This window comes from Halomonas sp. 111 (genome assembly GCF_052379685.1).
GTDB lineage: Bacteria > Pseudomonadota > Gammaproteobacteria > Pseudomonadales > Halomonadaceae > Vreelandella > Vreelandella citrativorans.
This window is the reverse complement of sequence record NZ_JBQSYV010000015.1, coordinates 78,312-93,866: the sequence shown is the minus strand read 5'-3', so window position 1 is coordinate 93,866 and position 15,555 is coordinate 78,312. Positions and strand designations below refer to the sequence as shown.

The 15,555-nt window shown below is 57.0% G+C and carries 14 protein-coding genes; 11 read left to right on the top strand and 3 right to left on the bottom strand.

The genetic code is table 11. From position 1 onward, the window contains the following. The first annotated feature begins 138 nt into the window (after positions 1–138). Positions 139–1,284, top strand: coding sequence for a type 2 isopentenyl-diphosphate Delta-isomerase (gene fni / locus ACT3T7_RS12545; protein ID WP_444631203.1), 1,146 nt, complete (start codon positions 139–141; stop codon positions 1,282–1,284). A 139-nt stretch (positions 1,285–1,423) separates the two neighbouring features. On the opposite strand, the gene tadA is transcribed toward fni, so the two are convergent. Beyond that, positions 1,424–1,876 (bottom strand): tRNA adenosine(34) deaminase TadA, encoded by a 453-nt coding sequence (gene tadA, locus ACT3T7_RS12540; protein WP_217883834.1) that lies wholly within the window; start codon positions 1,874–1,876, stop codon positions 1,424–1,426. 107 nt (positions 1,877–1,983) lie between these two features. Here tadA and ACT3T7_RS12535 point away from each other — a divergent pair, with 107 nt between their 5' ends. Next, entirely contained in the window at positions 1,984–2,811 is an 828-nt protein-coding gene (locus ACT3T7_RS12535) for an acyl-CoA thioesterase (protein WP_444631202.1), read from the top strand. A gap of 106 nt (positions 2,812–2,917) precedes the next feature. On the opposite strand, the gene ACT3T7_RS12530 is transcribed toward ACT3T7_RS12535, so the two are convergent. Further along, positions 2,918–4,189 carry a malic enzyme-like NAD(P)-binding protein gene (locus ACT3T7_RS12530; protein ID WP_444631201.1) on the bottom strand — a complete coding sequence of 424 codons (1,272 nt, stop codon included), beginning with the start codon at positions 4,187–4,189 and terminating at the stop codon, positions 2,918–2,920. 357 nt (positions 4,190–4,546) lie between these two features. Next, entirely contained in the window at positions 4,547–4,762 is a 216-nt protein-coding gene (gene rpmE / locus ACT3T7_RS12525; protein WP_087105934.1) for a 50S ribosomal protein L31, read from the bottom strand. 148 nt (positions 4,763–4,910) lie between these two features. On the opposite strand from rpmE, the gene ACT3T7_RS12520 reads away from it, so the two are divergent. From ACT3T7_RS12520 to ubiB, 9 genes are all read left to right on the top strand, one after another. Then, the gene (locus ACT3T7_RS12520) at positions 4,911–7,130 is read left to right on the top strand and encodes a primosomal protein N' (protein ID WP_444631200.1); all 2,220 of its coding nucleotides are present in this window, start codon (positions 4,911–4,913) and stop codon (positions 7,128–7,130) included. Between the two features lie 168 nt (positions 7,131–7,298). Continuing rightward, a complete protein-coding gene (gene argS, locus ACT3T7_RS12515) occupies positions 7,299–8,984 on the top strand; it encodes an arginine--tRNA ligase (protein ID WP_172117391.1) in 1,686 nt (561 codons plus the stop codon). 3 nt (positions 8,985–8,987) lie between these two features. Then, positions 8,988–9,743: an SPOR domain-containing protein gene (locus tag ACT3T7_RS12510; RefSeq protein WP_444631199.1), complete on the top strand. Its 756-nt coding sequence runs from the start codon at positions 8,988–8,990 to the stop codon at positions 9,741–9,743. A gap of 174 nt (positions 9,744–9,917) precedes the next feature. After that, complete coding sequence (gene hslV, locus ACT3T7_RS12505; protein ID WP_172117389.1) at positions 9,918–10,451, top strand: ATP-dependent protease subunit HslV; 534 nt, start codon at positions 9,918–9,920, stop codon at positions 10,449–10,451. 10 nt (positions 10,452–10,461) lie between these two features. Then, positions 10,462–11,784, top strand: a complete 1,323-nt coding sequence (gene hslU, locus ACT3T7_RS12500) for an ATP-dependent protease ATPase subunit HslU (protein ID WP_444631198.1) — start codon at positions 10,462–10,464, stop codon at positions 11,782–11,784. A 92-nt stretch (positions 11,785–11,876) separates the two neighbouring features. Then, entirely contained in the window at positions 11,877–12,260 is a 384-nt protein-coding gene (locus ACT3T7_RS12495; RefSeq protein WP_193053294.1) for a gamma-butyrobetaine hydroxylase-like domain-containing protein, read from the top strand. A 176-nt stretch (positions 12,261–12,436) separates the two neighbouring features. Further along, positions 12,437–13,192 (top strand): bifunctional demethylmenaquinone methyltransferase/2-methoxy-6-polyprenyl-1,4-benzoquinol methylase UbiE, encoded by a 756-nt coding sequence (ubiE, locus tag ACT3T7_RS12490; protein WP_444628670.1) that lies wholly within the window; start codon positions 12,437–12,439, stop codon positions 13,190–13,192. A gap of 40 nt (positions 13,193–13,232) precedes the next feature. Continuing rightward, a complete protein-coding gene (locus ACT3T7_RS12485) occupies positions 13,233–13,892 on the top strand; it encodes a ubiquinone biosynthesis accessory factor UbiJ (RefSeq protein ID WP_087105919.1) in 660 nt (219 codons plus the stop codon). Beyond that, a complete protein-coding gene (ubiB, locus tag ACT3T7_RS12480) occupies positions 13,889–15,511 on the top strand; it encodes a ubiquinone biosynthesis regulatory protein kinase UbiB (RefSeq protein ID WP_444631197.1) in 1,623 nt (540 codons plus the stop codon). The genes ACT3T7_RS12485 and ubiB overlap by 4 nt, the downstream gene beginning before the upstream one ends. Positions 15,512–15,555 lie beyond the last annotated feature (44 nt).

Below are 15,555 nucleotides of genomic sequence, written 5' to 3'. Positions count from 1 at the left end.
CTGCGTCTGCGACCAGGGCATTGCACCTCAGCACTTTATGCCAACCTGGTTGGATAAGCAGTTGGCCATGTTTGGTTAGACCTTAGACCAATAGAAACGGGTTAGATAGATAAGAGTTGGTTACATCGAAAACCATTAATGACTTCGCCGGAAGGCATGCACAGCCATCAGCTAACCGACCACGTACTGTTTCCTACTTGGCAGGCGGCTTCCGCCAGGTTCAGGTTGAAGGGAGTGACGATGAAAGACACCGAACTGACGCAGCGTAAGAACGACCATCTGGATATCGTGCTACACCCAAGCCAGGCCGCTAGTACCCTTCGTCCAGGCTTTGAACACTGGCGCTTTGAGCATTGTGCGCTGCCGGAATTAAACCTGGATGATATTGATCTGGGGACCTACCTATTCGGACAACCTCTAAAAGCGCCCATCCTCATCAGCTCGATGACCGGCGGGGCGAGTCGGGCCAAGGATATCAACCGGCACTTGGCAGAGGCCGCTCAAACGCTGGGCCTTGCCATGGGCGTGGGTTCACAACGCGTAGCCATTGAAGGCGAAGCCAACTGGGGCCTCACGAGCGAACTGCGCCAAATTGCCCCGGACATCCCACTGCTGGCCAACCTGGGAGCCGCCCAAATTAAAGGCGAACGCGGGCTTGATTATGCCCGCCGCGCGGTCGATATGATCGAAGCTAACGCACTAATTATTCATATCAACCCGCTACAGGAAGCGCTGCAAACCGGTGGAGATCGCGACTGGCGTGGCATACTCACCGCCATTGAGCGCACCGTTGCCGCACTGGACGTGCCGGTGGTGGTCAAGGAAGTGGGGGCTGGGCTGTCTGTTTCTGTGGGTCGTCAACTTGCCGAAGCGGGCGTGGCGATGCTGGACGTTGCGGGCGCGGGTGGCACCAGTTGGGCGGCCGTTGAGGGTGAGCGCGCCAGCACGCCACAAGCGCGTGCCATCGCCATGGCCTTCGCCGACTGGGGAATCCCCACCTCACAAGCACTGCACGATTTGCGCCAGGCACTGCCCGGTATGCCGCTGATCGCTTCAGGCGGGGTGGCCAGCGGTATTGATGCGGCTAAAGCACTCTGTTTAGGCGCTCATCTGGTAGGTCAGGCAGCGGCGGTGCTGGGCAGTGCCACCACCTCAAGCGATGCCGTTATCGAGCACTTTCAAACGCTCATTGAGCAGCTGCGCGTTGCCTGTTTTTGTACCGGCAGCGCGGACCTGGTGGCGTTAAAGCACGCGACGCTTACGCAGGTTGAGGCGGGGGCATGAGCCACTACGCGGTCATATCACCACCGTTATATAGCCACGTTAACGCACTCCAAGCCTTTGCTCTGCAAGTCATTGTGCGTGGCCACCAGGTGACGTTTATCCCGCGGTTTCTTGACACGCCAGAGAGCTATAAAACACGCTAGCGCCTTGCCGCAAAAAACGCTTTTAACAACTTGCTGGCCGATGGCGCCAGCACGCCCGCCGTCACCTCCACATGGTGATTAAACCACGGCTGGGCCAGCAGGTTAGCCTTGGATTCCACCATACCGGTACGAGGCTCAGCAGCGCCATAAACCAAACGCTTTAGGCGTGCATGCACAATGGCGCCCGCGCACATCATGCACGGCTCCAGCGTGACATACAGCGTACACCCTTCCAGCCGGTAATTGGCACTCTGCTGCCCGGCTTCACGCAGGGCACGAATTTCCGCATGGCCGCTAGGGTCACAGCTCAGCACCGGCGCATTGTGGGCAGCAGCAAGAATCTCTCCTTCGCTATTCACCACCACAGCCCCTACCGGCACTTCACCCGCCTCAGCCGCCAAATGTGCCTGTTCAAGGGCACGGTGCATGTAAAATTCATCGCTGCGTATCAAGGCAAACTCCGCTAAGGTAGCAAAATGATGGTAGCAACGGCGGCCTCGCCGTATGTGATGTTCGCCACGATGGGCAACAATAGATAGCACCAAGGATACCTGGAATGACCGACGCGCTGAATACGTTAGTAAACCTGCTTGAGCTTGAAGTCCTCGAAGAGACGCTCTTTCGAGGGCAAAGCCAGGACCTGGGCTTTCCTCAGCTTTATGGTGGACAGGTGCTTGGTCAAGCGCTCGCGGCGGCCTCACGTACAGTACCCGCTGAGCGTCACCCACACTCTCAACACGGTTACTTTCTTCGCCCTGGCGACCCGCACCGTCCAGTGGTCTATCAGGTGGATAACGTACGCGATGGCGGGAGCTTTACCACGCGCCGCGTTACGGCGATTCAAAAAGGCCGACCGATCTTCTTTTGTAGCGCCTCGTTTCACAGCCCTGAAGAAGGTTTTCGTCACCAGCGCGCCATGCCCTATGTCGAGTCGCCGGAAGCCTTGATTGAGAGCGGCGCCGCCAAGCACTCACGCTTTCCGGGCCACCCTATCGAGTTTTTGCATATTAAAGGCAATCCGGATGGCGGCGACCCGGCCGGGCAGTGTTTATGGTTCCGCTTTGCAGGCACGCTACCCGATGCCCCCGCCCTGCACCGGCACTTGCTCTCCTACGCCTCTGATTTCAATCTGCTGACCACCAGCTTACTGCCCCATGGCATTCAGTTCACTGACCCGAAGCTGCGTATCGCAAGCCTTGACCACGCGCTATGGCTTCATGAGGATGCACGGCTGGATGAGTGGCTTTTATACGTCATAGATTCCCCCTGGGCAGGCAACTCGCGAGGCTTGGCACGCGGTCATATCTATCGCCGTGATGGCCGCTTGATTGCCTCTACCGCACAGGAAGGGCTGACACGCATGCATGACGCGCCGATTCGCTAAGCTTCGTACAAAAGCCTTTAGACGTCGCTCCTCAAAAGCACAACGCCCGCAGCAAGTGCGGGCGTTGAAAGAAGCGATTAAACCGGCGTATTAAACACCCGAAACATCACTGGCCATAAGCCTCATCGATCGTTTTGAGCGGGTAGTGAGCCGGGTACGGTTTGCGCGCTACGCCTGAATCTACTGCCGCCTGAGCCACCGCGGAAGAAACGCGCTCCAGCAAGCGAATATCGACCGGCGTGGGGATAATGTACTCACGACCAAAGCTCATTTCCGTACGCTCATAGGCATTCAACACTTCCTCGGGAACCGGCTCGCGGGCCAGATCCTTAAGCGCATGCACAGCGGCAAGCTTCATGGCTTCGTTAATCCGTGTAGCGCGCACATCCAACGCCCCACGGAAAATAAACGGGAAGCCCAACACGTTGTTTACCTGGTTTGGGAAGTCTGAACGGCCGGTCGCCATAATCACATCCGGGCGCGCTTCACGGGCAACGTCAGGATGAATTTCCGGGTCCGGGTTGGTGCAGGCGAAAATCACCGGGTCAGCGGCCATCTTTTTAACCTGCCCAGCCGACAGCAAGCCTGGGCCAGAAAGTCCAATAAACACATCGGCGCCGTCGATAGCATCATCCAGCGTGCGCATGTCAGTATCCAGCGCAAACTCTGCCTTGTACTCATTGATACCCTCACGGCCGGTATGGATAACGCCACGGCGATCCAGCATCACCAGATTCTCTTTTTTGGCGCCACACGAAACCAGCAGGCGCATGCAGGCAATAGCTGCCGCACCGGCCCCCATGCAAACGATCTTCACGCTATCTATCGTTTTACCAGCAATTTCCAACGCGTTCAGCATACCCGCAGCCGTTACAATAGCCGTGCCGTGCTGGTCATCGTGGAAGACGGGGATATTGCAGCGCTCAACCAGCGCTTTTTCAATCTCAAAGCACTCGGGCGCTTTGATATCTTCAAGATTAATGCCGCCCCAGGTATCGGCAATGCGGGCAACGGTGTCGATAAACGCCTGCGGGCTTTCGGCGTCTACTTCAACATCTACCGAGTTGATCCCGGCAAAGCACTTGAACAATACGCCCTTGCCTTCCATCACCGGCTTGCTGGCCAGCGGGCCAAGGTTCCCCAAGCCTAAAATGGCGCTGCCATCGGTAATAACGGCGACCAAATTTCCCTTGCCCGTATAACGGTAAGCATTTTCAGGATCACGGGCAATTTCGCGAACCGGCTCAGCAACGCCTGGGCTATATGCCAGTGCCAAGTCCCGGGCTGTTGCGGTGGGCTTGGTTAACTCCACCGATAGCTTGCCAGGAATCGGTTTCGCATGATAGTCCAGCGCTGCCTGCTTATTTGCATCCGTCATAATGAGGGTCCAATTAGCCTAAAATAGATATAAGTGCTTCCAGAATATAGAAAAACCCAAGGCGCCTCAAGCGCGCCGTCAACTCAAAAAGAAAACGCTTTTTTTAGCGATTTTTCCTTCACGTTAATTACTTTTCCCAACCATTTGCTGAATCTTATGCAGAAGCATTTTAGCTATAACGCATTGCTTATTGCTGTATCGCAGCATTTATGAAAAACCCTTCCATCTCGCCATTTGTTCATCCAAATAGGCATTTATAGAAATTCGCCCATAAAAAAACCCACGCCGTAGCGTGGGTTTTTTCTTACAAGTACCTGGTATTTTACCCGCACTTGCAGTGTGGCTGATCCGTCAGGATTAGCCGCGCTTAACAGCAGCGCCGAAACGCTTGTTGAAGCGCTCTACACGGCCACCGGTGGTCGCTTGCTTCTGCTTACCTGTGTAGAACGGGTGGCAGTTGGAGCATACGTCTAGCGAGAAATCCTGGCCAGAAGTAGAGCCTACCTGGAAGCTAGCACCGCAAGAGCAGTTAGCGGTGACCGTATTGTAATTCGGGTGAATACCTTGTCTCATCGTGATGATCTCTCAAGCGGTATGCCGCCACCTGATCCGTTGCCAGGCACCGCATACGGGTTTGGAAAAACTACTAACCGGTTAACCGTCTGATCGTTTAGATTCAGAGCGGCCGCATATTTTAGCAAAACTTATCGCCGGAGGCCAATTGCCTGACACTGTTTCTTTGCAGGTGCTAAAAGTCGCCTTGCCGTCCCCACTCCGACGCCTGTTTGATTACCTGCCCGCCAGCCGCACTCCCCCTTGCGGCTGGCAGCCTGGGCTTCGTGTACGCGTACCCTTTGGGCGGCGCGAAGTGGTGGGCGTGGTAGTTGAACTGGCTGCCACCAGTGAACTACCACGCAGCCAGTTACGTGCTGTCAGCGAAGCGCTGGATGATGCACCACTTCCCAATGACTGGCTGTGGCTATGCCGGTTTGCCGCACGCTACTACCAACACAGCTTGGGCGATACGCTCCATCATGCGCTGCCTGCACGGCTGCGCCAGGGCCACCCAATGGCTGGGCGCACGCAAACGCTGTGGTTTGCCGTAACGCATACCCAGCCGGATTTAAGCCGAGCGCCCAAACAAGCCGAGCTGTATGCGCTTTTATGTCAGCATCCGCACGGCCTGCCTTCGCGGGCTATCAGCGCCCACGGCTTTAGCCGCGACCAGCTGCTAGCACTGGGCAAGAAGGGGCTGGTCACCCACCAGGAAATCACCCTGACCGCCCCCGAGACGCCGAGTGGCAGTTTGCTTGCCACACCGGCACTGCCGCTCAATCGTGAGCAGGCCACCGCCCTTGCGGTGCTACACGAAAAGCTTGAAAGCTACCACCCTTGTCTGCTGGAAGGCGTTACCGGCAGCGGCAAGACAGAAGTGTATCTTCAGCTTATTGAAGCGATTGCCGCCAAAGGCAAGCAGTCGCTGGTACTAGTGCCGGAAATCGGCCTGACGCCGCAAACCCTGGCGCGCTTTAGAAGCCGCTTTCGGGTGCCCGTGGTGGCACTCCACTCCGGCTTAACCGACCCCGAACGGCTGGACGTTTGGGAAGCCGCTGCAAACGGGCGGGCGCTGATTATCATCGGGACACGCTCGGCGATCTTTACCCCGCTTGCCAACCCAGGCGCGATCATTGTCGATGAAGAGCACGACGGCTCTTACAAGCAGCACGACGGGCTGCGTTACCACGCCCGCGACCTGGCCGTTGCACGCGCTCATTACCACGGCATTCCACTACTGCTGGGCAGCGCCACGCCTTCGCTTGAGAGCCTACAGCAGGCGCTTTCCGGTAGTTATCGCCACCTGCGCCTTACTCAGCGGCCCAGCCGCCATCAGCCCGCCAAGCTGGAGCTTCTTGATTTACGCCACCAGCGCCGCCAGGGGGGCCTGCTACCGGGTGCTATCAAAGCGATCAAAAGCACCTTGAGTGCGGGCAAGCAGGTGCTGATTTTCATCAACCGGCGCGGCTTTGCGCCGTCGCTTGCCTGCCACGCCTGCGGCTGGATGGCGGAATGCGGCCAGTGCGATTCACGCATGACGCTGCACCGCCAGCCGCCGCTACTTGCCTGCCACCACTGCGATAGCCGTCGTGCCCTGCCGGATGCCTGCCCCGAGTGCGGCAGCGGCGACTTACGTGCGCTGGGAAGCGGCACCGAGCGTACCGAAGAGACGCTCCAAGGCCTTTTCCCCAAGGTCACCGTGCACCGTATTGATCGCGACAGCACCCGCAAGAAAGACAGCTTTGAGCAGATCCTAAAGGAGATTCAGCGGGGTGAGCCTTGCCTGCTGGTGGGGACGCAGATGCTTGCCAAAGGGCATCATCTGCCTCACGTCACACTGGTGGTTGTGGTGAATGCTGACGGCGGTCTTTACGCCGCCGACTTCCGTGCCCTGGAGCATAGCGCGCAGCTGCTGGAACAGGTGGCCGGGCGCGCAGGACGTGCAGCCGACCAAGGGCGGGTACTGGTGCAAACACTGCATCCGGATGACCCTCACTTAGGGCTGCTGGCCGAACAGGGCTATGGAGCATTGGCGAGAAACTTACTGGAAGAGCGCCGCCAGGCACACCTGCCGCCGTTCACGTTTATGGCGCTACTACGGATCGAAAGCCCCCAGGAACCGGCGGCCCTTGCCTTAGCGCAACAGGCGGGCCAAGCGCTGCGCGAGTGGCTGAAAACCTCAGGCCTTACCACTTACTGCCTGGGCCCCGTGCCTGCGCCCATGGAGCGACGCCAAAATCGCTACCACATGCACTTGATGCTGACCGCCAATAAGCGCAGTCAATTGCACGTGGCGGCCAGTTGGCTGGTGCAATGGCTTGAGGCCAACCGCGAGGCGCGTAAGGTGCGCTGGTCGATTGATATCGACCCTCAAACGCTTGCCTAGCCTGCGGCGCCGCCGTTGAAAATAGCCAGGATTACCAAGGACACTTATGCAAGGATCGCATCAACACCTTTGAAACTGCGCGCCAAATGCTGATAATGGCCGCTTTGCTGATGCACTTCGTAAGTGCGCACTTGCACACGCCGCCACCGACGTTACCCGGATACCTAAATGAAAGACACGATTGTTTCCCTGCTCAACGGCGCCATTGATGCGCTTAAGCACCAAGGCGTGCTGCCTGATGACCTTCAGCCCAACATCAAAGTTGACCCCACCAAAGACAAAGCGCACGGCGATTACGCCACGAACCTGGCACTCATGCTGGCCAAGCCTGCTGGTAAAAACCCTCGTGAGCTGGCCGAGGCGCTGATTGCCGCGCTGCCAGAAAGCGATGCACTTCAAAAAACCGAAATTGCTGGACCCGGGTTCATCAACTTTTTTGCCGCCGCAGATGCCGCCGCCCAAATTGTGGCGCAAGTGCTGGATAGCGGCGACGCCTTTGGCCGCAGCATGATGGGCAAGGCTGAAAAAGTGCAGGTCGAATTTGTATCGGCCAACCCAACAGGCCCGTTACACGTAGGCCACGGCCGCGGTGCCGCGATTGGCGACTGCCTGTGCCGCCTGCTGGAAGCAACCGGTTACGATGTCACGCGTGAGTTTTACTACAACGATGCCGGCGCGCAAATTGCCAACCTGGCCCGTTCGGTACAGGCGCGCGCCAAAAATCTGGGCCCTGATGATGAAAGCTGGCCGGAAGACGGCTATCGCGGCGAATACATTACCGATGTCGCTAACGACTACCTGGCGGGCAAAACGGTCACTGCCGATGACCGTGAAGTAACCGCCAAGGCAGACGCTGATGACCTGGAGGCCATTCAAGAGTTTGCCGTTGCCTGGCTGCGTCGCGAACAGGATCTGGACCTAAAGGCTTTCGGCGTTGAATTTGACGTGTACTTCCTGGAGTCATCGCTTTATCAGGACGGCAAGGTCAACGAAGCGGTTGAAAAACTCGTCGCCAACGGCCACACCTATGAAGAAGATGGCGCCATGTGGCTGCGTACCACTGACTTTGGCGATGACAAAGACCGCGTCATGCGCAAGCGTGAAGGCGGCTATACCTACTTCCTGCCCGACGTTGCTTACCACCTGGATAAATGGCAGCGCGGCTTTACCACCGTGATTAACGAGCAGGGGGCCGACCACCACTCGACCGTTACCCGTGTGCGTGCGGGCCTTCAAGCGCTGGAAGTGGGCATTCCCAAAGGCTGGCCCGACTACGTACTGCACCAGATGGTGATGGTCACGCGCTCTGGCGTTGAAGTAAAGCTCTCCAAGCGGGCAGGCAGCTACGTTACGGTGCGCGACCTGATTGATGAAGTGGGCCGTGATGCCACGCGCTTCTTCCTCGCTGCACGCCGTGCCGACTCCCAGCTAACTTTCGATATTGACCTGGCGCGTTCGCAGTCCAACGACAACCCGGTGTACTACATTCAGTACGCCCACGCGCGCGTAAGCAGCATGCTGCGTAAAACAGAGGCAGCGGGCCAGCCTTTTGATCACGCCCTGGCGCTTGCCAACCTCGCGCTGCTGGGAAGCGACCAAGAAAAAGCCGTGCTTAACCGCCTGGCGCGCTATCCAGAAGTGGTTCAAAACGCGGCGAAAAACCGCGAACCGCAGCAAGTGGCGCAGTATCTACTGGACCTGGCGGGGGATTTCCATACCTGCTACAACGCGGTCAAAGTCATGGTCGAAGACGATACGCTTCGTAACGTGCGTCTCTCGCTGGGTCTGGCAACCCGTCAGGTACTGCGTAATGGCCTGGACTTGATGGGCGTTAGCGCCCCCGAGGAGATGTAAGCCATGGCCAGCCCGCGCAAAAAGCCTGCTCGCCCTCGCCAGGGCGCTACCTCGCAGCGTAAAGCCCCTCGCTCCTCCAAAGGCAGAGGATTTCGCCTGCCGGGGTGGGTATGGGGTCTTGCCGGTATGGCCGCAGGTTTTTTCCTTGCTCAGCACCAGCACGGCACGGCGCCCTGGCAGGACACGCCAAGTGATCAGCCGCAGGCAACGGTACTCTCCAAACCCGAAAGTGCCGAGCGTGCCGCCGCCAGGGAAAACGAAACCGCAAGCGAACCCTCGATGCCCACGTTCGAGTTCTATACCTTGCTGCCTGAAACCGAGGTCATTGCCCCGGGTGTCACGCTTCCTTCAAGCGTTACCCGCCCAGAAGTTGCCGAGCAAGTTGATGTGCAAGCCGCCGAGAGCGCCTCACCCCAAACGTCATCAACTGACGACCCTATCGCTCAGGTGATTGCGGCCAACACGCGGCCGGAAGAGCAGGCAAGTACCGCGCAGCCGACAGCCCCCGCCAGCACCAGCGCGCCTAATCGCTACGTATTGCAGGCCGCTTCGTTTCGTGAGCTAAGCGATGCCGAGCAACTACGCAGCCGGTTACGTAATTTGAGCCTACTGGCGCAAATCAGCGAAGTGCAAGCGGGCGGCGATACGTGGCACCGTGTCCAGGTAGGCCCTTACGAAGACACTCGCGAGTTGAACCGCGCCCAGGATTTAATGACCACGCAAGGCATTGAACCCTTGTTGATACAGCTGCAAAACTGATTTTAAGAACCGGGCCTCCAACGAATAAAGCGGTAGGCGTTACCCAGCGGGCGGTTGATTTTTTATCAGCCGCCCGCATTTTATTGTTCATCGTCTTTTATAGGCGGTCGCTCTATCACCGTTTAAGCGGCCGTTCAGTTATCGGGAGCACGCCTCCCCCAAGGAGTTATCTCCATGACCACTATCGTATCCGTACGTCGCGGTAATCAGGTTGCCCTGGCAGGCGACGGCCAGGTATCACTTGGCAACACCGTGATGAAAGGCAACGCCAGCAAGGTGCGTCGCCTTTACCGTGGCAAGGTGCTCGCCGGTTTTGCAGGCGGCACCGCTGACGCATTTACGCTGTTTGAGCGCTTTGAAGCCCAACTTGAAAAGTACCAGGGCCACTTGACCAAGGCGGCCGTTGAGCTAGCCAAAGACTGGCGCACCGACCGCGCCCTGCGCCGGTTGGAAGCGCTGCTTGCCGTCGCTGACCACAGCGCCTCGCTGATCATTACCGGCAACGGCGATGTCGTTGAGCCTGAACGCGGCATTATCGCGATTGGCTCAGGCGGCAACTTTGCCCAGGCAAGTGCCCGAGCGCTACTTGAGAATACCGAGCTTTCCGCGCGTGAAATCACCGAGAAATCGCTCCAAATTGCCGGTGACATCTGTGTATTCACCAACCATCACGTGACGCTCGAAGAGCTGAATACCAACGAACGTTGAGGCTGACTTAATGACTCAGATGACACCCCGCGAAATCGTCCACGCGCTTGATCAATACATCATCGGCCAGCAAGACGCCAAGCGCGCCGTTGCCATTGCGCTGCGCAATCGCTGGCGCCGCATGCAGCTTGACGACGACCTGCGTCCTGAAGTAACCCCGAAAAATATTTTGATGATCGGGCCAACCGGTGTGGGTAAAACCGAGATTGCGCGCCGTTTAGCAAAACTCGCCCGTGCGCCGTTTATCAAAGTAGAAGCCACTAAATTTACCGAGGTAGGCTACGTTGGCCGCGATGTGGAATCCATCATTCGTGATTTGATGGAGTCGGCCATGAAAATGGTGCGCGAGCATGCCAAAGAGGAAGTTGGCCATCGTGCCGACGATGCCGCTGAAGATCGCGTGCTTGATGCGCTTCTACCACCGCCCCGCGGCCAGGAAGACAAGCCTCGTGAAGACTCCAGCACGCGTCAAAGCTTTCGCAAAAAACTGCGCGAAGGCCAGTTGGATGATAAAGAGATCGATATAGAGGTATCTTCCCAGAGCGCGGGTGTCGACATCATGACGCCACCCGGGATGGAAGAGATGACCAACCAACTGCAGAGCCTGTTTTCCAACATGGGCCAGCAGAAACGCGAGCAGCGCCGCGTAACGGTCAAAGAAGCGCTGGTACTGCTGCGCGATGAAGAAGCCGGCAAGCTGGTGAATGAAGATGAAATCAAAGCGCGTGCCGTTGAGGCCGTAGAGCAGCACGGCATCGTATTCCTGGATGAGATCGACAAAGTCGCCAAGGGCAGTGGACAGTCCAGCGGTGGTGAAGTGTCTCGTGAAGGCGTTCAGCGTGACCTGCTGCCGTTGATCGAAGGTTCTACGGTTTCCACCAAGTACGGCATGGTGAAAACTGACCATATCCTGTTCATCGCATCCGGCGCTTTCCACTTGGCGCGTCCGTCTGACTTGATCCCCGAGTTACAGGGCCGTCTGCCTATCCGCGTGGAGCTTGATGCGCTAACGCCGGGCGACTTCAAGCGCATTCTGACCGAGCCATCCGCATCATTGACCAAACAGTACCAGGCGCTGCTGGCAACCGAAGGGCTGGGTATTGAGTTCACCTCTGACGGGATTGAGCGTATCGCCGAGATCTCCTGGCAGGTTAACGAAGGCACCGAGAATATCGGCGCTCGCCGCTTGCACACCGTGATGGAGCGCTTGCTGGAAGAAGCCTCGTTCAAGGGCGGCGATATGGACAGCCCGCTGGTCATTGATGCCAATTATGTGAATGCCCAACTAGGTGAACTGGCTGTCGACGAAGACCTGTCGCGCTATATCCTGTAATGATCGCTTAAATCGCTTGCCCACTGATGCCTGTTTCAATGGGGCGCAGAAGGTGGGCAAGCTATCTCGGCAATGAGCCAAGAGGTTTGTGCATGAACGCTCCCGCCCCCAACCGGGTTCACTATCATAAAAAGGCCCGCGAACTTGAGCTTGGCTATGCCAGCGGTGAGAGCTTCCGGCTGCCGATAGAGTTTTTGCGAGTTTACTCGCCCTCTGCAGAGGTACGTGGCCATGGCGGTGATACCGCTGTGCTTCAAGTCGGTAAAAAGGATGTTGGGCTACAAAACATCGTCCAGACAGGCAACTATGCGCTACAGCTTTACTTTGATGACGGGCATAACAGCGGCATTTATAGCTGGGAATACCTGTTTGAACTCGCCACGCATCAAAAAGCCTATTGGGAGAACTACCTGCAGCGGCTAAAAGAAGCCGGTGCATCGCGCGAGCCGGCAGGTATCCAATTCAAGCAGCTGTGATTCTTGAAGCATGCTTCAAGAACCATAAGCCAAGAACCAAACTCAAAAACCATGACCCAGCGCATCCGACCAGGCGCAGACAAATTGGGGCAGACAAGGCTACAATATCGCCAAACTTTTTATACGACGACCATCTGGTCGATTGTTACCGCCTCGAACTCGGGAGCTAAAGCCCCATGAGCCCCACGGAAAAGCGCACCACCGATTTTGGTTATCAAGAAGTCCCGGTCGACGAGAAAGCATCACGTGTAGCGGATGTCTTCCACTCTGTCGCCGCCCGTTACGACGTTATGAACGACTTAATGTCGATGGGCATCCACCGTGTATGGAAACGCTTTACCATTGAGCGTGCGGGCGTTCGCCCCGGCCACCACGTTTTAGATATCGCGGGGGGCACCGGAGATTTAACCCTTAAGTTCTCACGTATTGTTGGCCCGCGCGGCAAAGTCGTGCTTGCCGACATCAATGCCTCCATGCTGAAGGTTGGCCGCGACAAGCTGATGGATAATGGCGTCGGTGGCAATGTTGAATACGTTCAGGCCAACGCTGAGTGCTTGCCCTTCCCTGACAATAGTTTTGACTGTATTACGATTGCGTTTGGCTTGCGTAATGTGACCAACAAAGACGCCGCGCTACGCTCCATGGCCCGCGTGCTAAAACCGGGTGGCCGCTTGCTGGTGCTGGAGTTCTCCAAGCCCAATAACCCGCTGCTTTCTAAAGCCTACGATGAGTACTCTTTCCGCCTGCTGCCTAAAATGGGCGAGCTTGTCGCTGGAGACGGCGAAAGCTACCGCTATTTAGCGGAGTCCATTCGCATGCACCCGAATCAGGAAACGCTTAAAGCGATGATGGGAGCAGCAGGCCTTGAGCGGGTGGAGTACACCAACCTGACAGGCGGCATTGTGGCCCTGCACCGTGGCATCAAGTTATGACGTTATCGTCGATAGTGGTATCAACGATCACGAGGTCAGCATGCTGTTAACCCCGACACTTGTGTTGGCCGGTTGTGAACGTACGCTTAATGCCCTGCTCGCTCGCGACCCTGCCGCACCGGCTCGCTTAGCGGCCCTGGCGGGCAGTCGGCTTTTGGTGCGTTTGGAAAAGCCGCATCTGCAACTGGTACTGCATTACCATTTGGCGGGTATTGACCTACTCCGTGGCGATGACGTAGACGAAGCCGATGTCGACGCAGTGGTAGAACTCACGCCTGAAACCTTCTCTGAATGGATCAGCGGCGCCTCCATTGAGCGGCTCATGTTTGACGGCAAGCTCGCGGTGCGCGGACGCCTTCATCTGCTGGAAGCTACCCGCGACCTGCTGTTTGACCTGGATATCGACTGGGAAGCCGAGCTTGCCAACTGGTTGGGCGATATCCCCGCTCACTCGTTGGCCGAAGGCGTGCGCCGCCTGACGCGCTGGGGGCTACGTACCAAAAATGAGCTTCTTCAGGATGTCTCAGAGTATGTATTTGAAGAAGCGCGTTTACTGCCAGGCCGCCAGCAGCGTGATGTGCTGCGTGACCACTTAACCGAACTTGAAGTGGCAACTGACCGTTTGGAAGCCCGCTTTAACCGACTCCATCGCCGTCTGGTGCGTGACTCATCGCTTGCCTCACAGGAGCCGTCGGCATGAGCCTGCGTCTGTTCAAAATTCTTTGGATTATTGCGCGCCACCGGCTAGACACTCTGATCCCCATGGAGCGGCTGCCGTTTTGGCTGCGAGCGCTTTTATGGTTTTCACCGCTGCGACTTTTTTCGGTTGGTCATCGCAGTCGTGGCGAGCGATTGCGCCTGGCGCTGGAAGCGCTGGGGCCTATTTTTATCAAATTTGGCCAGATGCTCTCCACGCGTCGAGACCTCTTGCCGGATGATGTCGCCAACGAGCTTAGGCGCCTACAGGATCAGGTGCCGCCCTTTCCGGGCGAACTTGCCGCCGCCCGGGTCGAAAAAGAGCTGGAGATGTCACTTGATGTAGCGTTCGCTGAATTCGAGCAGGCGCCACTTGCCTCGGCATCCATCGCCCAGGTACATGCGGCCAAGCTACATAGCGGCGAAGAGGTGGTGGTTAAAATTATCCGCCCCGGTATCGACCGCATCATGCGCCAGGACATGGCACTGATGTATCAAGTTGCCAAACTGTTTGCCAAGGTGCCTGAAGCCCGCCGACTGCGCCCGGTCGAAGTGATTCGCGACTATGAGGCCACGCTATTCGACGAACTGGACCTTTATAAAGAAGCGGCCAACACCTCACAGCTCAAGCGTAACTTCAAGGATTCACCGCTGCTGTTTGTACCGACTATTTATTGGCCTTTCACACGTCGACACGTGATGGTTCAGGAGCGTATTCGCGGTGTACCCGTCGCGGATATGGAGACGCTGACCGCCCGTGGGGTCAACTTAAAGAAACTCGCTGAGCGCGGCGTAGAACTCTTTTTTACCCAGGTATTTCGCGACAACTTCTTCCACGCGGATATGCATCCGGGTAATATTTTTGTTAATTGCGATAATCCCGAAGATCCTCAATACATTGCGATCGACTGTGGGATTGTGGGCAGTTTGACCCGCGAGGATCAGGACTATCTCGCGCGTAACCTTTTGGCGTTTTTCCATCAAGACTATTATGAAGTTGCCGCGCTGCACATCGAGTCTGGCTGGGTGGGCGAGAATACTCGCGCGAATGAGTTTGCCGCGGCCATCCGCACCGTTTGCGAGCCGATCCTTGAAAAGCCTTTAAAAGACATTTCCTTTGGCCAAGTACTGTTAGGGCTTTTTCAAACAGCTCGGCGCTTTAATATGGAAGTCCAGCCTCAGTTGGTACTGCTGCAAAAGACCCTGCTCAATATTGAAGGCCTTGGCCGCCAGCTCTACCCGGAACTTGATCTATGGAGCACTGCCAAGCCCTATCTTGAACAGTGGATGAAAGACCGCGCGGGCATTAGCGGGCTGTGGGAGTCGTTAAAGCGCCAAGCGCCTGAGCTTTCTCATCAGTTGCCTGAACTGCCCGTTCTTGCCCACCAGGCGCTGACCCGGATGGAAGTTGAACATCGCCAGCGTCACCAACAGGTCGACTCGATTCATCACATGCAGCGCCAAATGGCGGATCAAGGAAAACGCCATCACCGCTTACGAATTGGCCTGCTCTTGGTAGCAATTGCACTGGCCTGGCAGCCGCTTGCCAGTTGGGCCGCTACTCAGGATTGGCCGATTTTAGGCGCAGCCGCCATTGGCTTGCTGCTACTGTTATGGCAATAGCATTGTTATAACCGTGATTGGACGTTCGCACGTGGTGGGACTTT